Annotated in this window: 21 protein-coding genes and 1 tRNA gene; 10 read left to right on the forward strand and 12 right to left on the reverse strand. The window is 70.0% G+C overall.

Translation table 11 applies throughout. The features are described 5' to 3' along the window. Positions 1 to 57: 57 nt before the first annotated feature. The 3 genes from ACLJOU_RS31295 (at position 58) to ACLJOU_RS31305 (ending at position 763) form a co-directional block, all read left to right on the forward strand. Positions 58 to 291, forward strand: a complete 234-nt coding sequence (locus ACLJOU_RS31295) for a serine hydrolase (RefSeq protein WP_410572363.1) — start codon at positions 58 to 60, stop codon at positions 289 to 291. Then, positions 288 to 446: a hypothetical protein gene (locus ACLJOU_RS31300; protein ID WP_410572365.1), complete on the forward strand. Its 159-nt coding sequence runs from the start codon at positions 288 to 290 to the stop codon at positions 444 to 446. The genes ACLJOU_RS31295 and ACLJOU_RS31300 overlap by 4 nt, the downstream gene beginning before the upstream one ends. Positions 447 to 571: 125 nt before the next feature. Then, the gene (locus ACLJOU_RS31305) at positions 572 to 763 is read left to right on the forward strand and encodes a hypothetical protein (RefSeq protein ID WP_410572367.1); all 192 of its coding nucleotides are present in this window, start codon (positions 572 to 574) and stop codon (positions 761 to 763) included. Between the two features lie 129 nt (positions 764 to 892). Here the strand turns inward: ACLJOU_RS31305 and ACLJOU_RS31310 are convergent, their stop codons facing one another. The 4 genes from ACLJOU_RS31310 to ACLJOU_RS31325 form a co-directional block, all read right to left on the reverse strand. Further along, positions 893 to 1762: an ABC transporter substrate-binding protein gene (locus ACLJOU_RS31310; protein ID WP_410572369.1), complete on the reverse strand. Its 870-nt coding sequence runs from the start codon at positions 1760 to 1762 to the stop codon at positions 893 to 895. 13 nt (positions 1763 to 1775) lie between these two features. Beyond that, complete coding sequence (locus ACLJOU_RS31315; RefSeq protein ID WP_410572371.1) at positions 1776 to 2519, reverse strand: SDR family NAD(P)-dependent oxidoreductase; 744 nt, start codon at positions 2517 to 2519, stop codon at positions 1776 to 1778. Then, positions 2516 to 3130 (reverse strand): TetR/AcrR family transcriptional regulator, encoded by a 615-nt coding sequence (locus tag ACLJOU_RS31320; RefSeq protein ID WP_410572373.1) that lies wholly within the window; start codon positions 3128 to 3130, stop codon positions 2516 to 2518. Before ACLJOU_RS31320 ends, ACLJOU_RS31315 begins: the two co-directional genes overlap by 4 nt. Positions 3131 to 3436: 306 nt before the next feature. Then, positions 3437 to 4231, reverse strand: coding sequence for a MerR family transcriptional regulator (locus tag ACLJOU_RS31325; RefSeq protein ID WP_410572375.1), 795 nt, complete (start codon positions 4229 to 4231; stop codon positions 3437 to 3439). A 78-nt stretch (positions 4232 to 4309) separates the two neighbouring features. Here ACLJOU_RS31325 and ACLJOU_RS31330 point away from each other — a divergent pair, with 78 nt between their 5' ends. Genes ACLJOU_RS31330 through ACLJOU_RS31340 form a run of 3 tightly spaced genes read left to right on the forward strand, consistent with a single transcriptional unit; the run spans position 4310 to position 6527 of the window. Further along, positions 4310 to 4672, forward strand: coding sequence for a nuclear transport factor 2 family protein (locus ACLJOU_RS31330; RefSeq protein WP_410572377.1), 363 nt, complete (start codon positions 4310 to 4312; stop codon positions 4670 to 4672). A 36-nt stretch (positions 4673 to 4708) separates the two neighbouring features. Beyond that, the gene (locus tag ACLJOU_RS31335) at positions 4709 to 5497 is read left to right on the forward strand and encodes an SDR family oxidoreductase (protein WP_410572379.1); all 789 of its coding nucleotides are present in this window, start codon (positions 4709 to 4711) and stop codon (positions 5495 to 5497) included. Positions 5498 to 5510: 13 nt separating this feature from the next. After that, positions 5511 to 6527 (forward strand): alpha/beta hydrolase, encoded by a 1017-nt coding sequence (locus ACLJOU_RS31340; protein ID WP_410572381.1) that lies wholly within the window; start codon positions 5511 to 5513, stop codon positions 6525 to 6527. Positions 6528 to 6558: 31 nt separating this feature from the next. Here the strand turns inward: ACLJOU_RS31340 and ACLJOU_RS31345 are convergent, their stop codons facing one another. From ACLJOU_RS31345 to ACLJOU_RS31370, 6 genes are all read right to left on the reverse strand, one after another. Then, positions 6559 to 6690, reverse strand: coding sequence for a hypothetical protein (locus ACLJOU_RS31345; RefSeq protein ID WP_410572383.1), 132 nt, complete (start codon positions 6688 to 6690; stop codon positions 6559 to 6561). Then, entirely contained in the window at positions 6687 to 10817 is a 4131-nt protein-coding gene (locus ACLJOU_RS31350) for a hypothetical protein (protein WP_410572385.1), read from the reverse strand. Before ACLJOU_RS31350 ends, ACLJOU_RS31345 begins: the two co-directional genes overlap by 4 nt. Before the next feature lie 135 nt (positions 10818 to 10952). Then, complete coding sequence (locus ACLJOU_RS31355; protein WP_410572387.1) at positions 10953 to 12296, reverse strand: sensor histidine kinase; 1344 nt, start codon at positions 12294 to 12296, stop codon at positions 10953 to 10955. Beyond that, positions 12293 to 12964, reverse strand: a complete 672-nt coding sequence (locus ACLJOU_RS31360) for a response regulator transcription factor (protein WP_410572389.1) — start codon at positions 12962 to 12964, stop codon at positions 12293 to 12295. The genes ACLJOU_RS31355 and ACLJOU_RS31360 overlap by 4 nt, the downstream gene beginning before the upstream one ends. A 71-nt stretch (positions 12965 to 13035) precedes the next feature. Next, entirely contained in the window at positions 13036 to 13707 is a 672-nt protein-coding gene (locus ACLJOU_RS31365) for a hypothetical protein (protein ID WP_410572391.1), read from the reverse strand. Positions 13708 to 13891: 184 nt separating this feature from the next. After that, the gene (locus ACLJOU_RS31370) at positions 13892 to 14776 is read right to left on the reverse strand and encodes an aldo/keto reductase (RefSeq protein WP_410572393.1); all 885 of its coding nucleotides are present in this window, start codon (positions 14774 to 14776) and stop codon (positions 13892 to 13894) included. 87 nt (positions 14777 to 14863) lie between these two features. Between ACLJOU_RS31370 and ACLJOU_RS31375 the strand changes: the two genes are divergently transcribed. Next, positions 14864 to 15565 (forward strand): TetR/AcrR family transcriptional regulator, encoded by a 702-nt coding sequence (locus ACLJOU_RS31375; RefSeq protein WP_410572395.1) that lies wholly within the window; start codon positions 14864 to 14866, stop codon positions 15563 to 15565. Positions 15566 to 15659: 94 nt separating this feature from the next. On the opposite strand, the gene ACLJOU_RS31380 is transcribed toward ACLJOU_RS31375, so the two are convergent. Beyond that, on the reverse strand, positions 15660 to 16094 hold the full coding sequence (locus ACLJOU_RS31380; RefSeq protein WP_410572397.1) for a hypothetical protein: 435 nt from the start codon (positions 16092 to 16094) through the stop codon (positions 15660 to 15662). Positions 16095 to 16363: 269 nt separating this feature from the next. On the opposite strand from ACLJOU_RS31380, the gene ACLJOU_RS31385 reads away from it, so the two are divergent. Continuing rightward, complete coding sequence (locus ACLJOU_RS31385) at positions 16364 to 17914, forward strand: sensor histidine kinase (RefSeq protein WP_410572399.1); 1551 nt, start codon at positions 16364 to 16366, stop codon at positions 17912 to 17914. Beyond that, positions 17911 to 18576 carry a response regulator transcription factor gene (locus ACLJOU_RS31390; RefSeq protein ID WP_410572401.1) on the forward strand — a complete coding sequence of 222 codons (666 nt, stop codon included), beginning with the start codon at positions 17911 to 17913 and terminating at the stop codon, positions 18574 to 18576. The genes ACLJOU_RS31385 and ACLJOU_RS31390 overlap by 4 nt, the downstream gene beginning before the upstream one ends. A gap of 608 nt (positions 18577 to 19184) precedes the next feature. Here the strand turns inward: ACLJOU_RS31390 and ACLJOU_RS31395 are convergent. Beyond that, positions 19185 to 19257, reverse strand: a tRNA-Ala gene (locus ACLJOU_RS31395). 270 nt (positions 19258 to 19527) lie between these two features. Between ACLJOU_RS31395 and ACLJOU_RS31400 the strand changes: the two genes are divergently transcribed. Beyond that, positions 19528 to 21705: an RICIN domain-containing protein gene (locus ACLJOU_RS31400; RefSeq protein ID WP_410572402.1), complete on the forward strand. Its 2178-nt coding sequence runs from the start codon at positions 19528 to 19530 to the stop codon at positions 21703 to 21705. Positions 21706 to 21732: the final 27 nt, after the last annotated feature.

A 21732-nucleotide genomic window follows, 5' to 3' on the forward strand; every position in this document is an offset into this window, starting at 1 on the left:
TAGCGCATCGGCGCGATCATTCCCAGGCTTCCCGACGGGGACCGGATCACCGTCCGCATGCTGCTGCAGCACAGCAGCGGCCTCTACAACTACTCCGACGACCTCGCCGGCGACCCGGCCGGACTCCAGCGGCACTGGGAGCCGCGGGAGCTGGTGGCCATGGCCACCGCGCACCCGCCGCGCTTCCCGCCCGGTACTTCCTCGAAGTACTCCACCACCGCCGACCTCGACACTTCGCCGCGGCTCTGTTCGGCGGCCGGCTGCTCCGACCGGCCCAGCTGGAGGAGATGACGGCCCTGTCGCCGGGCGGGGTTCACGGCCTCGGCTCGAGCACCGATGTGGTGTCCTGCGGTGTCCGCGTGTGGGGCCACACCGGTGACGTCCCCGGCTACGACACGTTGCTCGCCATGACCCGCGACGGCGTACCCGGCTGCAGCTGTCCGTGACGACCGCGGCCCAGCAGGTCCTGCTCCGGCACAGCGCCGGCGCGATCGCGGGTGCTGCTGAGCTACGCGCTCGCCGCGGAGAAGCCGGTGCAGCTGATCCCCGGGGCCGGTCAGAGCATCCACCGGTGGATGCCGTTCAACGTGGCGCAAAACTTCCTGACCGGCACGGGGCATCCAACGCGCGCGCCCACGGGGCAGGACCGGTGTCGTTGTCCACGGCGACTTCGGATCAGGGCTGGGCGCTGGCCTGCTTCGCCGCCATCACCTTCGGGTTGTTCGCTTTCGCGGTCACCGTAGCGAAAACCCGCGACGCCTGACCCGTGGTCGAGCAGGTAGCGGTCGAGCCGCCGCGGATCGAGGCCGGGCCGGCGCGGTGCGGTGCTCGCCGAAGCGGGCCGGAGGAAGACCTGCTCCCACTCGACGTCCTCGGCGTGTCCCGTCCCCGCTCAGTGGTGCTCGGTGCGGTAGAACTGTTCCGCGGTCACGGTTTCCGGCACGCCGAGTTCGGCCGCGATCGCGGCGATGCCGGCGGCCCCGACGGCGGGATCGGCTTGGCCGTCGGTGGTGAAGTACGGCGCGATGAACCTGTCGTAGTGGGCGCGGGCCTCGGCCTCGGTCTGGCCGCCCAGGAACGTCCGCAGGTGCCGCACCGTCGTGTCGGGATCGTCGTGGATCACCCGCAGGGCGCGGCGGTGGGCGCGGATCATGGCCTGCACCGCGGGATCGTCCGGTGAGACGTACGTGGGGTCGACAGCCACGCCCACGGTGGGGATCCGGAAGTGGTCGCCGACCCAGGCCAGCAGCTGCCAGCCGTGTTCGGCGGCGACCGCTTCCGGGGCCATGGTGCTGCCGACGTAGGCGGCGTCGATCTCCCCGGACCGCAAGCGGCGCAGGTCCATGCCGTAGTCGCCCGGCTGCCGGACCACGCAGTCGACGTCCCGGTCCGGGTCGAGACCGGCTTGGCGCAGCACGATCCGGGCGAAGCAGCCGGGCGGGGTGTTCGGTGCGTGCACCGCCAGCCGCTTGCCGTCCAGGTCGGCCAGCGACGTGCCGGACCGGGCCAGGAACCAGAACAGCGGGCGGTCGGTGTTGACAGTGAGCGCAACCCACGGGGTGCCGTCGGTCAGCCGGGACAGCAGCGCACGCCCGAGCCCGATGGTCGCGCCGTGGCGCAGCCGCTCGATGTCCCAGGCGCAGCCGTCGTGCAGGGCGACGCGCACGTCCTCCGCGGCGTAGAGGTCCTCCTGGTCGGCGATGTAGGCGACGAGTTCCTCGTGCAGGCCTCGGCCGACGTAGGCCAGATCGATCGTGGGCATGACCCGTCCTTCCTCAGTACATCGCCATGCCGCCGTTGACCGCGGCGGTGGTGCCGGTCATGAAGGAGTTGTCTTCGCCGGCGTAGAAGGCGACCACGGTGGCCACGTCCGCCGGAACGGCCAGGCGGCCCAGCGGGGTGGCGGCCGTCTGACGCCGCCTCTGCTCGTCGTCGAGGACGTGGGAGATCCTGGTTTCGGCCACCGGGCCGGGTTCGACGACGTTGACGGTGATGCCCTGAGGGCCGAGTTCCTGGGCCAGGTAGCGGGCGAACTGGGTGAGCGCGGCCTTGGCCGTGCCCAGCGCGATCATGCCGGCGCGGGGCTGGCGGCTCAGGCCGGTGCCCAGGTAGATCAACCGGCCCCACTGCTGCGCGGTCATCGCGGGCAGCACCGCCTTGGTGACCACGAACGCGGCTCGCAGCTCGTCGTCGAGCTTGCCGCCCAGTTCGTCCCAGGTCATCTCCTCGAACGATTTGATCGCGTACGGGGTCAGCGCGTTGTGCACCAGCACATCGATCCCGCCCCAGGCGGACCGGACCCGTTCGACCAGGGCGTCGACCGCCGCGACGTCGCGCACGTCTGCCTGGACGGCCATGGCCTCGCCGCCGGCGGCTTCGATCTCGGCGGCGACCTCTTGGGCCGCGTGCTCGCTGTGCAGGTAGTTGATCACCACCCGCATGCCGCGCTCGGCCAGCAGGCGCGCGGTGGCCGCGCCGATCCCGCTGCTGGACCCGGTGATCAGGGCGACCCTGGTCATGGGCTGACCTCCTGTTCGTCGCCGGGGCGCAGCGCCCCGTAGAGGACGGTGTCGACCGCCGTTCGCAGCAGATCGGCCGCGCTGTGGCCGAGTTCGCGCGGCAGCGGTGAGTTCAGCAGCCGTTCCACCGCGCCGCGGGTGATTTCGCCGAGCAGTTCAGGGGGTGCGGACAGCATCCCGCGCCGGTGCCCGGCGCGGAAGAGGGCGTCCAGCCGTTGGTAGACGACTTCGTCGATGCGCTGCTCGACGTACTTGCGCAGCACGGCGTCGCCGCGTCCGGTGGCCAGCTGGGCCGCGCCGATCCGCTCGAGCTCCCGGCCCGCCGCGAGCAGGAACCGCCGGACCTGCTCGGCGAACGGCTGGTCCCGCGTCTCTTCGGCCGCCGCGGCCAAGGCTCGTTCGATGGCATCGAACTGCCGTTCCAGCACGGCGGTCAGCAAGCTGTGCTTGTCCGGGAAGTGCCGGTACAGCGTCTTCTTGCTCATCCCCAGCTCGCGGGCGAGATCGTCCATGCTCATCCGCCCGGGGCCGAGGAACATCCGGCTCGCGGCGTCGAGGATCGCCTCGACGCGGCGCTGGTCGGAAACTGAGGAAACTATTTTCGTCTCCATAGTTTCCATGATGGCTCGCCGCACCATCGTCGTCAAGGCGATGTACGCTCCATCACCGCTCGAAGGGATACTCGGTGGCTGCCCGGCACGAGCCGCACGAGACGCGGCCACCGGGCGTCCACATCGGACAGACCGAGCCGCCTGATCATGCGATCGGCCGCTCCCGCGGCGGCTGGAGCACCAAAGTGCGCCACCTCGTCGACGGGAACGGCCGCCCGCTGGTCGGGCCTGGGGAGGCCGGGCACGCGCCCTCTCAAGGCCGTCGCAGCCAGTGCGGGATGACGGCCAGGACGGGCACTGACCGCGTCAGGTGACGCGAAAGACCGGCCAGCCGATCTCGGTGCGCCACGCAGCGGGATCGGCTGTGTCACGAGGGCCGACGACGTAAACCTCCCGTACCGGCCCGGCCACCGACATCGCGTTCTCCACCACCCAGGTCCCCAGTTCGCCGTAGGTGACCTCGACGCCGTCGTGCTCGCCGACGTGGGTGGTGACGGCCAGTTCCGCGGCCGGAAGAACTGCGGGGTGCACGCGCCCGGTGCGAGGCGGCGCCGCGGTCGGCAGGTAGACGAGCGCGTGACCGCGTTCCTGTTCGAAAAGGGCGTTGTCGTAGCAGCCGCCCGGCGGTCCGGTCACGGAGGCGCCGACGGCTGCCTCCAGTTCGGCCATCGCGCCGGCGAACCAGGTCTCGACGTCGCCATGCCCGACCTCGGCCTCCACCGCCGCGACCGTCCGGGCGGGCTCCGCACGCAGCTCGACGTCGATCGGCGCGGGGTCGGGCCGGAGCAGGCGCCGCAACGACACGACCGCGGCCCGGGTGCGGTCGAGCACGTCCTCGAGGCGTTGCAGGTGGTCCGCGACCAAGGCCGCCCGGACACCGGGATCGGGGGTCCGCAGGATTCGCTGCACGTCGCTCAACGGGACGTCCAGTTCGCGGAGCCGGTGGATGACCTGTGCGGTCGGGATCTGGTCGACGCCGTAGTAGCGGTAACCGGTGATCTCGTCCACCACGGCGGGTTCCAGCAGGGCCGCGTCGTGGTACCGGCGCAGGGTGCGCACGCTCAAGTGGGTCAGCCGCGAGAACTCCCCGATACTCAGCACCTCTCCATTCTGGACTCTCTCCCCGGGGGAGAGTCCACGGCTTGACCCTCCCACGCCGCGAGATCACACGATGGGCTCATGACACAGCACACCGATCTCCCGTCCGATCTGCTCCCGGCCACCGTGCGCGAGTTCTTCGCCGCCCACGTCGTCCGCGACGCCGACACCGCCTCGTCGTTCCTCACCGAGGACGCGGTGGTCGTCGACCAGGACGAGACCTTCCGCGGCCGAGAAGAGATCCACGCGTTCCTGCGGGACGCCGGGTCCGAGTTCGAGTACACGACCGAACAGATCGGCGCTCGCCGCGTCGACGGCGCCCACTGGGTGGTGACCGTGCGGCTCGAGGGCACCTTCCCGGGTGGCGTCGCCGAGCTCGACTACCGGTTCGCGTTGCGGGATGACCGCATCGCCGAACTCGTCATCGCCAACCACGCAGCCTGACCGAATCCGCGCTACGCCGATCTTCCATGGAGAGCAATGTCCAGTTCGAATCGTGATCGTCTCGACGGTCGCCGGGCGCTGGTCACCGGCGGTTCGAAGGGCTCCGGCAAGGCCGTCGCCGAGCGGCTGCGAGAGCTGGGTGCCGACGTGTACGTGACGGCACGAACGATGCCCGACGGGTACGAGCACCCCGGCCGGTTCATCGAAGCGGACATCACGACGGCCGAAGGCACCAACACGGTGGCCGCTCGAATCGCCGAGGCCGGCGGCGCACTCGACATCCTGGTGCACGTCGTCGGAGGTGCGTCGACGCCGGCCGGTGGATTCGCGGTCGTCACCGATGACCAGTGGCTCACCGAGCTGAACCTCAACTTCCTGGGCGCGGTGCGGCTCGATCGGGCTCTTCTCCCGGCGATGATCGAGTCCGGGGCGGGGGTGGTGCTGCACTTCACCTCGATCCAGCGTGAGCTGCCCCTGTACGACGCGTCGCTGGCGTACGCCGCAGCGAAGGCCGCTTTGCGCACGTACAGCAAGGGACTCGCCAACGAGCTCGCGCCGCGCGGCGTACGGGTCAACGCGATCAGTCCCGGTGGGATCGAGACCGAAGCCTACGAACGATTCGTGGACCGGATTGCCGAAGGCAGGGGAATCACGCGGGAGGCAGCCAAGCAGACGATCTACGACTCCCTCGGGGGAGTGCCCCTGGGACGATTCGCGAACACCGGGGAAATCGCCGACCTGGTCGGGTTCCTGGTCTCGGACCGCGCCTCGGCGATCGTGGGTGCCGAGTACGTGATCGACGGTGGAACCGTTCCGACGGTCTGAGCCAGGAGAACCCATGACTACGCAAGCCGTTGCCCGGTCCTCCGCACAGCCGGTCGGACCACCACCACCCTTCGATCCGGAGCTCGCTTCCGTCGTTGAAATGCTGACCAGCCTGCGGCCACCCGACGCGTACCGTTCGGACAACATCGTCGAGATGCGCCAGCCCGTCCCCGGAGTGGAGTCCCCGACCGACGAGACCCTCGCGCGCGGTGGTGCCTACAGCGTCCAGGAGCGGACGGTGCCAGGACCGGCCGGGGAACCGGATATCTCGCTGCTGATCTGTCTCCCGAAGCACGCGACGACCCCGGCCCCGGCGATCTACCACATCCACGGAGGCGGCATGATCGTCGGAGACAACCGGTTCGGCCTGGCCGAGATGATGAACCTGGCGGAACCGTTGGGCATGGCCGTGGTCTCGGTCGAGTACCGGCTCGCCCCCGAGACACCCCACCCGGGTCCCGTCGAGGATTGCTACGCGGGCCTGGTGTGGGTGTCGGAGCACGCCCACGAACTCGACATCGACCCCGAGCGCATCGTCATCGGCGGTGCGAGCGCCGGCGGCGGCCTCGCGGCAGGCGTCACCCTGATGGCACGCGACCGCACCGGCCCGGCCGTCCTGGCCCAGCTGCTCCTGTCGCCGATGCTCGATGACCGCAACGACTCGCCCTCCGCCCGGCAGATGCGCGGCGTCGGTGTCTGGGACAGCTCCTCGAACGAGACCGGATGGAACGCGCTCCTCGGCGACGGCGTTCGCGGAGGACCGGACGTGTCTCCGTACGCGGCACCTTCCCGCGCCGCAGACCTTTCCGGCCTGCCGCCCACGTTCGTCGACGTCGGGTCGGCCGAAACGTTCCGGGACGAGGACGTCGCCTACGCAGGCCGGATGTGGCAGGCGGGCGGCCACGTCGAGCTGCACGTCTGGCCCGGCGGGTTCCACGGGTTCGACGTCGTGGTTCCTCAGGCCGTGCTCTCGCAGGACGCCATCGCGGCTCGAGTGGCATGGCTACGCCGCCAGGTGACCACGGCATGAAAGACGACCGCTGACATCGCGGCCGCGGTAGTCAAACGGCCGAACGCCGGCGGTCGGCCGCCGCGGTGGAGACCAACGCGATGGCCACGATCCGAGCCGTCTCCTCGTCGTCGCCGGTGGTCTCGACGCTGATGGCGCGCCGCGGGCAGGCTTCCCCGGTCATCGGGACAACTCGTCCGTGGGGGTGGCCGGGGAGCCGTCGGTGTCGAGGCCGTAGCGGGCCACCTGCCGGGCCTCCTCGTGGCGACCCAGCCAGACCAGCAGTTCGGGGAGCCACCGAGCGGCGCGGTGATCTCCTCTCTGCGTCTGTGTGAGCAGGATTCGATGGGCCTCGGCGAGTTCACCCTGGGCCACCAACAGCCGTACCAGCCGTTCGGGAGCTTGGAAGTCGTCCGGGCGCTCGCGCACTCTGGCGCGGAGCTCGGTCATCGCGCGACGATCCGCCAGGACGTCGGCGAGCGTCGCTTCGGCAGCGGAGTCGCCGACGTCGGCGCGGGCTCGCAACTCCTCGAGCTCGCCGCGGTCGGCCAGCAGCGCAGCCAGCCGGTAAGCCGCCTGAGTGTCGTGGTTGCCGGCGCGGGCTCGCAACTCGTCGAGTTCGCCGCGGTCGACGAGGATGTCCACCAGCTTGCCCGCGGCTACGTAGTAGTTGCTGGTCCGGGCCCGCAGCCGGTCGGAGTAGGAGTCCACCAGGTCCCGCAGCACGTCGAGGTCGGCCCGGTCGGCAGTCATCTCGTTCCACCGGGTGACCGCACCGGGATCACCGGCGTTCGCGCGGCGGCGCAGCGCCTCCAGGTCACCCCGGTGGACGAGGAAGTCGAGCAGCCGCTCGGTGGCTCGCTCGTCGCCCCTGTCGGCCCGGATGGTCAGCTCGTCGATCCGACCGCGACAGACGAGCACCTCGGCGAGCTTCTCGGCCGCCCTGTGGTGCCCCGCGTCGGCGAGTATGCGCAACTCGTCGATCTCGTTGCGGTTGACGAAGGCCTCCGCGAGCTTGCTCGCGGCTGAGGCGTCGCCAAGGTTGGCCCGGGCCCACAACCGGTCGATGTCGCCGCGACGGATCAGCGCGCTGGCCAGCCGAGCGGCAGCGACTCCGTCGCCCTCGTCGGCCCGGGACCGGAGCTCGTCCAGATCGACGACCAACTCGTCGTGAAGGGAAGCCACCCGCCCATGGCGGTCCTGGCCCGCCTCACGCAGAACCCGCCAGGCACCGTCCGCGTCACCGCGGTCGCCGAGCACGTGCGCCAGTTGACGGGCGGCGTCCGGCACTCCTTGCCGTGCCCTGGCAGCCAGCTCGTCGAGGTCACCGCGGTGGACGAACAGCGTGTTCAACGCCTGGTTCACCAGCTGTGCGTCGAAGCCGGACAGCTTCGACTCGAACTCACGCAGCGCGCCCACATCTCCTTGGCAGGCCAGCACGTCCACGAGGTGGCCGGCACCCCACACGTGGTGGGTGGCGAGCTGGGTGAGCCGGGCCAGCTCGCCCTGGTCGGCGAGAGCGGCTGCGAGCCGGTCGGCGGCCGGCCAGTGGTACTCGGTGAGGGCCTCGAGCTCGTGGAGGGCGCCACGGTGCAGGAACACCATCGAGATCCGGTCGAGCAGCATTTCGCCAGCCCGCTCGGCCAGCGAGAGCAGCTCCTGAAGGTCGCCTCGGTGCGCGAGCACCTGGACCAGGTCCGTCTCGATGTCACCGCCCCGCAGGTCAGCGAGCCGTCGCATCCCGGCCACGTCGCCGCGATGCCGGAGCAGGGTGAACAGGCGCCGGGTGGCCGGAGCGTCCGTGCGGGCGGCCAGTGCCGGCACGTCGCCTCGGCGGGCCAGGTAGTCCGCGAGTCGCTCGCGGGCGGCCGTTTGCTCGCGATTCTCGTAGCGCGACCGGAACCGGTCGGTGTCCGAGGCAGGCAAGACGACGCTGGTCTCGAACTGGGCGCGCTCCCGCAGCTCGCCGGCGTCACCGCGCATGGCGAGGAAGTCGGCCAGCTGTTCGGCGGCGGCCAGGTCGCCACGGTCGGCAAGAGCGCGTAGCTCGTCGGCAGCCCCGCGGTCGGCGAGCACCTGAGCCAGTTCCTGATTGGTGCGCCGACTCGGACCCCATCGGTCCGCGGTAGGCCGGAACCGGGCGCGCAACTCGTCCAGCTCGCCGAGTCGGACGAGCGCTCGGCCGAGGCTTTTCGCCGCGTCCTCCGCGGCGTCGTCACCGATACGGGTGCTGGTGTCGTGGTCGGTGGCCCGGGCTTTCAGGTCGGCGAGACCGGCCGGATCACCGGTGAGGATCGTCCACTGGTCGGCCGCCGCGCGAACGCCGGCGTCGGCGGCGCGCCGGTAGAGCGGCACGGCGTACCGGTACAGCAACCGCGCGCTCGCGCTTTCCGCGACCTGAACCAGGTCGTCGGGATCGGTGAGGTGATCGAGGACCGCCTCCCACACGCTCGCCGGGATGGGCTCGGCGGCCCGGACCCGGCCAACGTGCTGCAGCAGGTAGTCGGCGATCTCGAAACCGAGTAGCTGTCCCATGCCCGGCCCGCCCACCGCGCCGAGAGCCGCGGTGGCGCCGTGCAGCTTTTGTGTCGCATAGGCGATACCGCGCTCGAACCAGTCGGCGGGCGCCTCCGCTCGCTGCCTGTCGGTGCAGTAACCCGGCGCCGCACTGCGCAGCAACGTCCCCGGCAGCGGATGTTCGGCCCCCAACATGGTGACGTCGGCCGCGGCCAGCAACACCGCCCAGGCATACGGATGCACGGTCTTGGCGATCTCCCACTGGCTGACCAACTGCGGAGCCGCGGCCAGCGTCTGGGTCAACCCGTAGCCAACGGAGTCCAACGCGGTGGCCAGCAGCCGGTCCGTCGCCGCGACGGCCTTGGCCCGGCTCTGCTCGGCAGCGCTGAACGTTTCCGGGACGATCAGCACGTCGGCCAGTTCCACGACCTCACGTTCACGACCGTGCAGGTCGGCGCCGTCGTAGGCGGGCGTCTCGGTGTAACGGAGATAGCGGTCCGGCCACAGCGTGCCGACGATCACCACGGGCGACGCGGCGGTCAGCAACCGGCGTACCACCCCGCCCGTCAATCCGCGCTCGCCGCCGAAGCAACGCTGCAGCTCATCCAGCCACAGCACTGTCCGTTGCGGAGGATTCGCGGCCAGCGCGGCGATGTCATCCGGACCCGATGGGTGGATCAGCCACCAGTCCGGCAACACCGCCTGGACGGCCTCGAAGGCGCAGCGGGTCTTCCCGACCGAGGAACCGCCGACGAGCAACACGAACCCACCGCGGTCAGCCGCCCTCGTCAGCAGTGCCCGGACTCCCCGCTTACCGCCGTCCACATCCCGTTGGACGTAAGACGGCAGGTCGCGCTCCACGCCCTCTACCCGGATCGACGCATGCACGCCGAGCCGGCGCGGATCCGCCTCGGAGACGCGAACCGCGGCCGTTGTCTGTCGAACGTTCCCGACGGTTATCGGTGGATCCAGGTTGAGATCGAAACGCGCACCCAGGTCGCGTCGCAGGAGGTCCCGGTCAACCGTCGCCGCAGCCTGCGCGTATCCGGCGGACAACTCCAGCAGGTGCCGCCACAGATCAGTGGCCTGCGCCACCCCACCGACCAACGACGTCAGCTCACCGACCGTGCGGGACCGATCGGCCGGATCGTCGCCTTCCAGGGCAAGGTGGATGAGCCGCAGCGCCCGGAGCAGATCCCAGGACAACTCTTCCCGATCGCCGTCGACACCGACCTGCCCGGCAGCCGCGTCGACGGCCGCATCGAAGGTACGCAAGCGCGCCCGAAGCCGTGCCCGCGTCGCCTGGGGAGCGTTCAGCGCGGCCCGGAACCGGCCGTGAGAACGGTGCTTCCGCGCGTGCCAAGCAAGCGTGGCCACCTCCGCCGAGGCGGTGTGCGGCGCCGCGACGGCCAGGGCCAGCCGCCAGCGGCCGGCATCGAACTCCGCTCGATGATCGACCACCATGCGCACGTAGTCGGCCAGCAGACCAACGAACGACGCGCTGCTCGGCCCGATCGTGGGATTCCGCCGGACCCCCACGAACATCCGCCGCTCCCCGGTGGGGCATGAGCCGACCACCACCAAGTCATCCACCGGGTGGGACGCGCCCTGCTGGAACCGCACCTCGACCGGCATGACCTCGGCGCCAAGCCCGTTGACCGGGGTCTGCCGCAACAAGGCCGCCAACAGGACCGCACCGTACGCGTGCTCGAGAACCACCCCGCCGCCACCCGTGGCGTACGCACTCGCAGCCCGCTTGGCAGCTCCGTCCTTGCGATCGTTGCGGCGAGGCACGCGCCCTATCATGCTCTACCACCCCGAGGCCGATGTTCTGCCACGCTGCACACGGAACGCACGACTCAGTCAACTGTTTGCCGACACCGCGCGTGAGTGGGGGCGTCCGGGTGTTGTGCCGTGGGACCTGGCCGTTCAGTCGGGCACGACCGGTAGGTGGAACCGCATGCGCAGGCCGTGGTCCAGCGGTTCGGCGGCGACCTGCCCGCCGTGGGTCTCCACCACCTGGCGCACGATCGCCAGACCCAGCCCGGAACCGGGCATCGACCGGGCCCGGGTGGAGCGGTAGAACCGGTCGAACACGAACGGCAGGTCGGCCGCGGGGATACCGGGGCCTTCATCGGTGACCGAGAACTCGCCATCGGCCACGGTGATCGTGATCTCGCCGCCGGGTGGGCTCCACTTCACCGCGTTGTCCACGAGATTTCCGATGGCCCGTTCGATCGCGTCCGGGTCGACGTGCACGAGGCACGGGGTCAGGGTGGACGTGAACCGAGGGGCCGAGGTTCGCGCGGCGGCCTTGGCGATCACGGTCTTCGCCACCAGGTCGAGCCGGGTGTCCTCGGTGTGGGCGGTGTTCTTGCCGTACCGGGCGAGGTCGACCAGGTTGTTGATCAACGACCGCAGTTCCCGTGCCTGGCCGATCGCGTCCTGCACGAGCACCGGGGCCTCGGGCGCGCGCAGGCCGGCGCCGTCGGCGAGCAGTTCGAGGTTGGTGGTGAGGCTGGTCAACGGGGTGCGCAGCTCGTGTGAGGCGTCGGCGACCAGTTGCCGCTGTGCCCGCATGGACGCGTCCAAAGCAGTTGTCATGGCGGCGAAAGCCTGACCGAGGTGGCCGATCTCGTCACGTCCGGTCAGGTGGTCGAGGGGCGCGGTCAGGTCGTGGGTCGCGGTGATGTGCTCGACGGTCCGGGTGAGCTGCCGGACCGGCCGCAGCACGCGGCGCGCCGCCAGCCGCGCGGTCACCGCGGCCACCAGACCGCCGCCGATTGTCAGCGCGACCAGCAACGCGGCCAGCGAGGCGAGGATGGCGGCCTGGTCGTCCTGCCGTTGGGCGACCCGCATCAGTCCACCCGGCGGTTTGCCCATCCCGGAGGTGAGGAGGCGGTACTCGACGCCGTTGTAGGTCGTGTCCTGGAAGTACGCCGGCTGCGTGCCGTTGGCGACGTCCGCGTCCCGTTGGGTGATCTCGACGAAGGCCTGCTTCGAGCCGGGGTACACCGGGCCGCCGACGAACTGGACCAGCATGCTGCCCAGTTCGACCGGCTCGTCGATGGGGATCTTGTCGCCGGACTCGGCGACCTTCTGCTTGAGCTGGCGGGCGAGGGAATCACCCTCGCCGATGCTCTGCTTCAGCGACGCGTCGACCTGTTGACGCATGATCGACCGCACGGCCGGGTAGACCACCAACGACGCCACGGCGAGCGCCAGCAGCACGACGACTCCACCCGCGAGGCCAACCCTGGTGCGCAAGGTCATGGTTCTTCCCGTAACACGTATCCCAGGCCGCGCACGGTCTGGATCAGCCGCGGCTCACCGGCGGATTCCAGTTTCCCGCGCAGGTAGGAGATGTAGACCCACAACTGGTTGGATGCGGGCCCGAAGTCGTAGCCCCACACCGATTCGAAGATCAGCTCGCGGCTCAGCACGCGCTGTGGGTTGCGCAGGAACAACTCCAGCAGCGAGTACTCGGTGCGAGTCAGCTCGATCGCCCGACCGCTGCGCTGCACCCGGCAGGTGGTGGTGTCCATCTCGATGCCGGCGAAGCCCAGCACCTCCTGGACCGCGCCGCTGCGCCGCAGCAGGGCTCGCAGCCGGGCCCGCAGCTCGTCCAGCGCGAACGGCTTGACCAGGTAGTCGTCGGCGCCCGCGTCCAGCCCGGCGACGCGGTCCTCGACCAGGTCGCGCGCGGTGAGCATGAGAATCGGCGTCTGGTCGCCACGGCGGCGCAGCCGTCGGCAGATCTCCAGGCCGTTCGGTTCGGGAACCAGCACGTCCAGCACGATCACCTCGGGGCGCGCCCGGCCGAGCTCGTCCAGCGCCTGCACGCCGTCGGCCGCGAGGGACACCTGATAGCCGTCCCGGCGCAGCGCATGCGCCAGCGAGCGGCGGACGGCCTCGTCGTCATCGACCACCAATACCCGCACGCGCCCAGTATGGAGCACCCCACGGTGTCCGGACCGGCCGTCGGCCGGCCCGGACACACCAGCGGAAACGATCACTTCCCGCTCGGCGCCCCGTCCTTGGGCTTGTCCCCCTCCTTCTTGGCGAACTCCTCCTTCACCTTGCGCAGCCCGTCCAGCAGCCGCTGCGGGGTGGTCCCCAGGCCCTTGGCGATGGCGATGAACACCGGATCCTTGGTGACGTCGTCGCCCTTGCCGCCGACCCTGTCGAGGTCCTTGAACACCTGCCGGGCCCGGTCCTCGCCGATCTTCAGCTCGGCGGCCAGCAGCTTGACCACCTCGGCCGGAACGCCCGCCTCCTTACCGGGAACGGGTTTGCCGGGTCCGGGTTTACCGGACAGTGCCGCCAGCACCTTCTCCGCACGGGCAACCGTGATCCCCAGTTCCTTGGCGAACGCGGCGATGGCCGTGGCCTTGTCGCTTCCGTTGACCAGAGCGCGTTTCAGGTTGTCCAAGGCGGTGGTCAGCTGCTTGACCGTCACGTGCAGGCTCGCGGCGACTTCGGCGAGCTGCTCGTCGTTCTTCCTGCCTTCGTCCTTCTTTCCACCGTCCTTCTTTCCACTGTCCTTCTTGCCGTCGTCCTTCTTGCCGTCGGACTGCGCCGACGACGGAGCCGCCGGAGCCGCTGCCGACGCGGCGGCCGCGCCGGTCACTGCCGTCAGGCCGGCCACGATGGCAGCGGCGGCAAGTCTGGTCCGAATTCCCATGTGTCCTCACTCGATGCAGGGCACCGGCCCATCCGGTGCCGCCCCCACCACACCAACTGCACTTCAGCGGGACTTTCACCCGACTTTGGAATCACCTAAGGAACATCGCCGCAGGTTCCGACCGCCACGAGCTTTGCGGCAGAAGAGTGGGTTTCGATCATGGCCGGCCGCCGGGGCTCGACAGTCAACGGCCGAGCGCGTCGAGCGTGGACTGGTGCGGCTGGTCGAGGACGGCTTTCGTCTCGTCGACGAGGTCGGTCAGCCGGGCCACCTCGGCGTCGGTCAGGTCGGCCGCGATGTCGGAGGCGGCGACGTTGGCGCGCAGATGGTCAGGGTTCTTCGTGCCGGGGATGACCACGATGGCGGGGGACCGGCGCAGCAGCCAGGCCAGCGCGACCTGGGCAGGTGTGGCGCCGAGGCGCCGGGCCGGGCCGGTCAGCTCGGCGTAGCCGGCGAGCCGTCCGGAAGCCAGCGGGAAGTACGGGACGAACATGATCTCCTGCTCCTCACAGTCGGCGAGGACCTGCACGCCGCTGCGGTCGAGCACGTTGAACCGGTTCTGCACAGCCGCGATCGGCGTCATCCGCTGTGCACGGGCCAGCATCTGTGGTGACGCGCCGGACAGACCGATCCGGCGGATGAGGCCTTGCTCGCGCAGCTCCACGAGCACACCGAGCGAATCCTCCAGCGGCACATCGCTCGGCGGCGCCGGACCGTCGCCACCGAGCCGCAGGTACGTCAGCTCGCTGACATCCGCCCCGAAGTCCTCCAGCGCCTCGTGGACCTGCCGACGGACGGTGTCGGGATGGTCTGTGATCAGCCACGATCCGTCCGGACCCCGCCCCGCGCCGACCTTGTTGCCGACGATCACCCCATCCGGGAGGGACCGGAGTGCTTCCCCGATCAGCTGGTTGACCGTGCGCGGACCGTAAGCGTTCGCGGTGTCGAAGAACGTCACTCCCAGCTCGACGGCCAGGCGTAGCACCTGCCGCGCAGCCTCCGGGTCCTCGGGTGGCCCCCACACGTTGGGTCCGGCCAGCTGCATGGCGCCGTATCCGACTCGATTCACTGACTGCTCCTGCTCGTATCGACGATACGCCCAGACGCGTATCAGTGTACGTCTCAGTGATACGCGTGATGCCGTAGCATTGCAACCGTGCAGGATGCGAAGACCCGAGCCCGACAGCGGATCATCGAGGTAGCGGCGGAAATTCTCGAGCGCGAGGGCGCCCAGGCGGTGTCGACCCGGTCGGTCGCCTCGGCCGCCGGTATCCGCGCCGCCTCCCTCTACCCGCACTTCGGCGACAAGGACGGCCTGCTCGCAGCCCTGGCCATCCACGGCTTCGACCTCTACCTGACCGACAAGCAAGCGCTGGCCCACACCGACGATCCGGTCGCCGACATGCGCCGCGGCTGGGACGCCCACGTCGAGTTCGGATTGCGCCACCCCGCCCTCTACCTGCTGATGTACGGCACCAACCGCCCCGAGCGCCGGGCACCCGCCGCCGAGAAGGCCAACGCCCTTCTGATGAGGTTCCTCGACCGCACCGCTGCCGCCGGACGCCTCCGCGTCCCGCCCGCCCTCGCAGCTCAGCTCTGCCTGGCCGCGGTCACCGGAGTCACCCTCTCACTGATCGGAACCCCGGCGCCGGAACGCGATCTGGGGACTTCCTCGAGGATGCGGGACACCCTCATCGACTCTCTGATCACCGACCCGGCCCCCGCCCAGGACGGCGACCTCGCTTCACGTGCCCTGGCCCTCGACGCCGCCCTCACCGCCGCGACAGAGAAGGCCATCCCCCTTCGTCCGGCCGAAACGACTCTCCTGCGCGACTGGCTCGACCAACTCGCCCGCTGATCCGCACCGCCACAGCCAGACCGGCCTTGCCCGTGCGCCCCGACGAACGGGGTGGCGTCGTCCGTCACGACGACGCCACCCGTCAGCCCGCCTGTCAGTTGTCCCGGCAGACCGTCACCGGCGGAGTCCACGAGCTCGACCCACCGGTCGGGTAGATCAGGGCTGCGACCGTGACGCACGCGAAGCTCGGCAGGTCCGCCCAGCTGTCGCCGGGGCCGTTTTCGCCGGTGCTCAAGTGGTAGGACCGGTCGGGTGCCGGGAACCAGCCCGACTGACCGCGGGTGGACGTCCACCGCAGCTGGACGTCCACCCACCCGCCCGACCAGTCGTTGCGGTGGTACCGGCTGCTGAAGCCGGTCCACCAGCCGAGGACCTGGTTGAGGTGCAGGCAGAGCTGGTCTCCGTCGCCGGTGACCGTCAGGCAGTGCTCCTGGTCCGGTGGGATCGGCGCCGCGTCCGCGGTGGGACTCAGGCCCACCAGCGTTCCGAGGGCCACCAGCGCGGCTGTCACGATACGTGTTTTCCCCATGGTCTCCCGCTCCTGTCCGGGGTTGGTTTGCCCCATCACGGTGCACGCCGCTGTTACTGTTCGACATCACGGGAAACCGCGCGCGGAAGGTCGGAAACCTGGGTGGTGCCGGAACGGCAGCCAAGGATGATCATGGCTATGGCAGGACGCGTCGGGTGGACAGCGGCCGCGCTCGCGTGGGCGGCCGCGGTGACCGTGGCCGCCTGGCCGGCCACCGAGTCCCCGGTCTGGTTGTACGTTCCCTTGCGGCTGTTGGGTTCGTCGCCATCGTGATCGGTTACCTCGCCTGGAACCGCCCCGCCTGGTCCCGTTCCGGGCACCTCATCGTCCTGCTGGGGGCGACCTACTACCTGGAAGACCTGCAGTTCGCGGCGGCTTATCCGATCGGCTTCTGCCTCGCGTACCTGTGGACGGCTGTCCTGGCGCACCTCGTCCTCACCTGGCCGGGAGGGCGGGCGGAGTCCGCATCCGTCCGCGTCCTCGTGGTGATCTGCTACGCCGCCGCGGTCGGTTCACAGGTGGCCCGCTACCTCGTCGACGCCCCCGCGCCGCGGCGATTCCTGGGCAGCCCGTACGACCACACACCCACGGCCAAGGTGGGCAGTGCCCTGGTCACCGTGCTCGCCGTGGTGGTGGTCCTGGTCGTCGCCCACCGGTGGCTGCACGCCAGCGCGGTGCGCCGGGGGGCGGCCGGACCCGTGTGGACGGCCGTGGTGATCGTCGGCGTGCTGGCCACGCTGCCCGGGATCGCCGGCATCCTGGGGCTGAGCGTGGTGCTCGAACACGGTCTCCGGCTGGGCGCGCTCGCCGGGGCCGTGCTGCTCGTGCCCGTCATCGTGTTCGCGCGAACCGCGTACCTCACCCGGCTGCGCTGGCGCCTGACCGCGCTCGTGCTCGACCCGGAACGCGAACTCGACCCGCCCACCGATCCCGGCGCGGTGCAACGGGAACTGGCGGCGATCCTGCGCGACGAGCAGCTGCGCCTCGCGTACCCGCTGCCCGACGGGTCCCCTGTGGACGTCGACGGCCGGCCGTTCCGGCCGCGCCCCGGCCGGGCGCTGACCACCATCCGGCGCAAGGGCGAGACCATCGCGCTGCTGGAACACGACGAGGCACTCCGAGACGTCGACACGGTCATCGCCACGACCGAGGCGGTCGCGGGCCTGGCGATCGAAAGCGCCCGCCGTTACGCGCTCCTGCTCGCGCAGGTCGAACAGATCCGCACCTCCCGGCTCCGCCTGGCCACCGTCGCGTTCGAGGAACGCCACCGCATCCAACGCGACCTGCACGACGGGGCCCAGCAACAACTCCTCGCCGTCCTCGTCCTGCTCGACCTCGCGCAGCGATCCCGGGGCGACGTCACGGGAACCGTCCGGCAGGCCCATCACCAGCTTAAGGACGCGATCGCCTCGCTTCGCCACCTGACCCAGGGCATCTACCCGGCGACACTGGTCGAACACGGGCTCGCCGCGGCCGTGGAGGGACTCGCCGACGTCGCGCCCATCCCGGTCTCGTTCACGATTCCCCGTACCCGCTGGCCACGGCACCTGGAGGCGACCGCGTACTTCACCGTCTCCGAGGCGCTGGCCAACATCTACAAGCACGCGGACGCCGGTCACGTCCGGATCGAGGTCCGCCAGAACGAGCGCACCGCGTACATCGGGATCACCGACGACGGACGCGGCGGGGCCGACCCGGCGGGCAGCGGGCTGAGCGGCCTGAAGGACCGCATCAACACCGTCAATGGGGTGCTGCGCGTCGAATCCACCGCCGAGCACGGAACCCGCATCACGGCCACGTTTCCCCTGGAGGCACCGTGAGAGTCGCCATCGTCGAGGACGAGCCGCTCTTCCTCGACGCCCTCGCCACGTCACTGGCCAGCCAACAGGTCGATGTCGTGGCCAGGGCACGTCACGCGGACGAAGCGCTCGCCCTCATCGACCACACGGCACCCGACGTCGCCCTGCTGGACATCCGGTTGCCCCCGGGTTTCACCGACGAAGGGCTCCGGCTGGCGGAGCGGGTACGGGCGACATACCCGAGCGTCGGTCTGCTCGTGCTGTCCTCGTACGCCGAGGCCGCCTACGCTGAGCGGCTCATCAGCATGGAGCAGGACACTGCCGCGGTCGGCTACCTGCTCAAGGAGCGCGTCGGCGATGTGGCGGAACTTCTCGACGCGCTGCATCGGGTGGCGGCGGGCGACGTCGTCGTCGACCCGTACGTCATCACCCGGCTGATGTCGCGTCGACGGCGTCACGACCCCCTTGCCGCGCTCACCGCGCACGAACGGCGCGTGCTCGGGCTCGTGGCCCAAGGCCGCTCGAACCTGGGCATCGCCCAGGAAACCGGCTGCCGGATCACCACCGTCGAGAAACACCTCACCGCCATCACCGGCAAACTCGGCCTCACGCAGGTGACGGACCGGCGCAGCGTCAACGTCCGTGTGCTGGCCACCCTGGAATACCTGCGCAACACCGAGTGACCGGCGAACCCGCCTTCATCGGACCGGCACCGTCTGCTCCGCGAACATGGTGCGGCTGGACGACGTCCGACTCGAACTCGAGGTTCCCGGGTTCGCCGAACCACCCCGGGTATCTCCGGCTGGACCAAAGCGACGAGGTCGGACTGCGGCCGGAGAACCAGTCGGTCGTGGGGCGGTGGCTGTTCCACCAGCACGGTGGCGGTGCTGGCGGGACGTGCACGACCCGTGCGAACTCACGCTCGTCGTGCGCGTGCAAAGCGTGCTCGATCCGATGCCGTACCGGTTGGCATCGCACACCCAGATCGCCACCCGGAGAAACCGGCCGATCCGGCGGACCGCTCCGGCCGGGATGCCGCGCTCGATCGCCGTACTCCGAAGCTGTCCGAGATGGTTCACGGCCAAGCACTTTCGCACGTCCGCCGGTGATCATCCGACCGGTAAGTCCGTGAAGACGCGCCGACGGTCGGTCAGGGCTGGGCGGTGCTCCAGTTCTGCTCCACCAGGAGCACCAGATCACGCCGCAAGCCGATCACCGAAGATCGAACCTGGAACGCAGAAAACCCCTCCGACCAGCCACAATGGCTGAAACGAAGGGGTTCCTTACGATGTGGAGCTAAGGGGACTCGAACCCCTGACCCCCTCACTGCCAGTGAGGTGCGCTACCAGCTGCGCCATAGCCCCGAGGCGAAGGTGAACTCCGCATCTCGTATGCCCATACAGTACACGCCGCCCAGAACCCCTTCGCGCGGGGGTCCCCTCAGTCCCGCTCAGCCGCGAGCAACCCGCTGACCAGCACATTCACACCTTATTTTTAGTCCTGTATTGACGACCCGCTGTGGCCGCCGTTACATTTTGCGCGGTTGTGACGCCGAGGTCCCCGCCCGTTACGCCGCGTCTCCAACACCGGGCACACCTCTCGATGACGCCGCGCGTGCGGCAGAGGAGGCTTCGATGACGAGACGGCGGGTGATGACGCTGCTGGCAGCAGCGTCGGTCCTGGTCGGATGCATCACCACGACGACAGCGGCGGCCGCCGTTACCCCGGACGGGTGGTACACCGTGACCGCCGCCAACAGCGGCAAATGCGTCGACGCCCGGGCCGCCGGCACCGCCGACGGGACCGTCGTCCAGCAGTACGCCTGCAACCAGACCGCCTCGCAGCAGTGGCAGTTCCAGGCCACCGGCGACGGCTACTTCCGCATCAACGCCCGGACCAACCCGGCCGCCGCCTGGGACGTCACCGACGTCTCGACCGCCGATGGCGGGCTCGTCCAGCTCTGGACCTACGGAGGCGGCGCCAACCAGCAGTGGCAGGTCGTCGACGAGGGGAACGGCCGCTCCCACTTCGTCAGCCGCAACAGCGGGAGGTGCCTCGACGTCCCCGGTGCTTCCACCGGCGATGTGCAGCTCCAGCAGTACGCCTGCAACGGCACCGCCGCCCAGTCCTTCATGCTGACCCCCGTGAACACGAGCCAGCCCGGCCAGCCCGACTTCGGCCCGAACGTGGTGATCTTCGACCCGTCCATGCCGAGCTCGACCATCCAGAGCCGGCTCGACAGCATCTTCTCCCAGCAGGAACGCAACCAGTTCGGCAGCCAGCGCTACGCCGTGATGTTCAAGCCCGGCACCTACGCCAACGACGTCAACGTCGGCTTCTACACGCAGGTGCTGGGTCTCGGGCTGAGCCCCGACGCCGTCACGGTCAACGGCGCCGTGCACGTCGAGGCCGACTGGTTCCCGCCGCAGAACGCCACCCAGAACTTCTGGCGGGGCGCGGAGAACCTGTCCGTGAACCCGAACGGTGGCGCCGACCGGTGGGCCGTCAGCCAGGCCGCGCCCTACCGGCGCATGCACGTCCGCGGCGACCTGCAGCTCGACGACGGCGGCTGGGCCAGCGGCGGCTGGATCTCCGACAGCAAGATCGACGGCCAGGTCCGCTCCGGTTCGCAGCAGCAGTGGATCTCGCGCAACTCGCAGTTCGGCAGCTGGAACGGCTCGAACTGGAACATGGTCTTCGCCGGCGTCCAGGGCGCGCCCGCCAACACCTTCCCGACGCCGCCGTACACGACCGTCGCCCAGACGCCGGTCGTGCGCGAAAAGCCGTTCCTCTACCTCGACGGCGCCGGCAACTACCAGGTCTTCGTGCCCGGCGTGCAGACCAACGCGTCCGGCACGTCCTGGGCGAACGGCACCGCGCCCGGCACGTCGATCCCGATCGGCCAGTTCTACATCGCCAAGCCCGGCGCCACCGCCGCGGACATGAACGCCGCGCTCGCCGCCGGGAAGAACCTGCTGGTCACGCCGGGTGTCTACCACCTGAACCAGCCGCTGCGCGTCACCCGTCCGGACACCGTCGTGCTCGGTCTCGGCATCGCCACGCTCGTCCCGGACAACGGCGTCACCGCGATGACCGTGGACGACGTCGACGGCGTCAAGGTGGCCGGCCTGCTGATCGACGCCGGCACGACCAACTCGAACACGCTCATGCAGGTCGGCCCGACCGGGTCGGCCGCGGACCACGCGGCGAACCCCACGTCGCTGCACGACGTCTTCTTCCGGATCGGCGGCGCCGCCGTCGGGAAGGCGACGAACAGCCTGGTGGTCAACAGCAACAACGTCATCGGCGACCACATGTGGATCTGGCGCGCCGACCACGCCGACAACAACGCCTACGTCGGCTGGACCACCAACACGGCCGACAACGGGCTCACCGTCAACGGCAACAACGTGACGATGTACGGCCTCTTCGTCGAGCACTACCAGAAGACGCAGGTGGTCTGGAACGGCAACGGCGGCCGCACCTACTTCTTCCAGAACGAGATGCCCTACGACGTGCCGAACCAGGCGAGCTGGATGAACGGCTCGACGCCGGGCTTCTCCGCCTACAAGGTGGGCCCGAACGTCACCAGCCACGAGGCGTGGGGCCTGGGCAGCTACTGCTACTTCAGCACCAACCCGTCGGTCGCCAGCGCGCACGCGTACGAGGCGCCGAACACGCCGGGTGTCCGCTTCCACGACATGGTGACGGTGTCGCTCAACTACCAGGGCACCATCACGCACGTGATCAACAACACGGGCCCGGCGACGCCGTCCGGCACGAAGGCCGTCAACCTGGTGAGTTACCCCTGAATCACCGGCGTGCGCCGTGGTGGCGGC

Source organism: Amycolatopsis sp. cmx-4-61 (assembly GCF_046548775.1).
Classification (GTDB): domain Bacteria; phylum Actinomycetota; class Actinomycetes; order Mycobacteriales; family Pseudonocardiaceae; genus Amycolatopsis.

Bases quoted from the DNA above. Each gene is read 5' to 3' on its own strand.
- ACLJOU_RS31295 (WP_410572363.1), top strand. From the start codon at position 58: ATGCTGCTGCAGCACAGCAGCGGCCTCTACAACTACTCCGACGACCTC.
- ACLJOU_RS31300 (WP_410572365.1), top strand. From the start codon at position 288: ATGACGGCCCTGTCGCCGGGCGGGGTTCACGGCCTCGGCTCGAGCACC.
- ACLJOU_RS31310 (WP_410572369.1), bottom strand. From the start codon at position 1,762: ATGCCCACGATCGATCTGGCCTACGTCGGCCGAGGCCTGCACGAGGAA.
- ACLJOU_RS31315 (WP_410572371.1), bottom strand. From the start codon at position 2,519: ATGACCAGGGTCGCCCTGATCACCGGGTCCAGCAGCGGGATCGGCGCG.
- ACLJOU_RS31320 (WP_410572373.1), bottom strand. From the start codon at position 3,130: ATGGAGACGAAAATAGTTTCCTCAGTTTCCGACCAGCGCCGCGTCGAG.
- ACLJOU_RS31330 (WP_410572377.1), top strand. From the start codon at position 4,310: ATGACACAGCACACCGATCTCCCGTCCGATCTGCTCCCGGCCACCGTG.
- ACLJOU_RS31335 (WP_410572379.1), top strand. From the start codon at position 4,709: ATGTCCAGTTCGAATCGTGATCGTCTCGACGGTCGCCGGGCGCTGGTC.
- ACLJOU_RS31340 (WP_410572381.1), top strand. From the start codon at position 5,511: ATGACTACGCAAGCCGTTGCCCGGTCCTCCGCACAGCCGGTCGGACCA.
- ACLJOU_RS31345 (WP_410572383.1), bottom strand. From the start codon at position 6,690: ATGACCGGGGAAGCCTGCCCGCGGCGCGCCATCAGCGTCGAGACCACC.
- ACLJOU_RS31355 (WP_410572387.1), bottom strand. From the start codon at position 12,296: ATGACCTTGCGCACCAGGGTTGGCCTCGCGGGTGGAGTCGTCGTGCTG.
- ACLJOU_RS31365 (WP_410572391.1), bottom strand. From the start codon at position 13,707: ATGGGAATTCGGACCAGACTTGCCGCCGCTGCCATCGTGGCCGGCCTG.
- ACLJOU_RS31380 (WP_410572397.1), bottom strand. From the start codon at position 16,094: ATGGGGAAAACACGTATCGTGACAGCCGCGCTGGTGGCCCTCGGAACG.
- ACLJOU_RS31400 (WP_410572402.1), top strand. From the start codon at position 19,528: ATGACGAGACGGCGGGTGATGACGCTGCTGGCAGCAGCGTCGGTCCTG.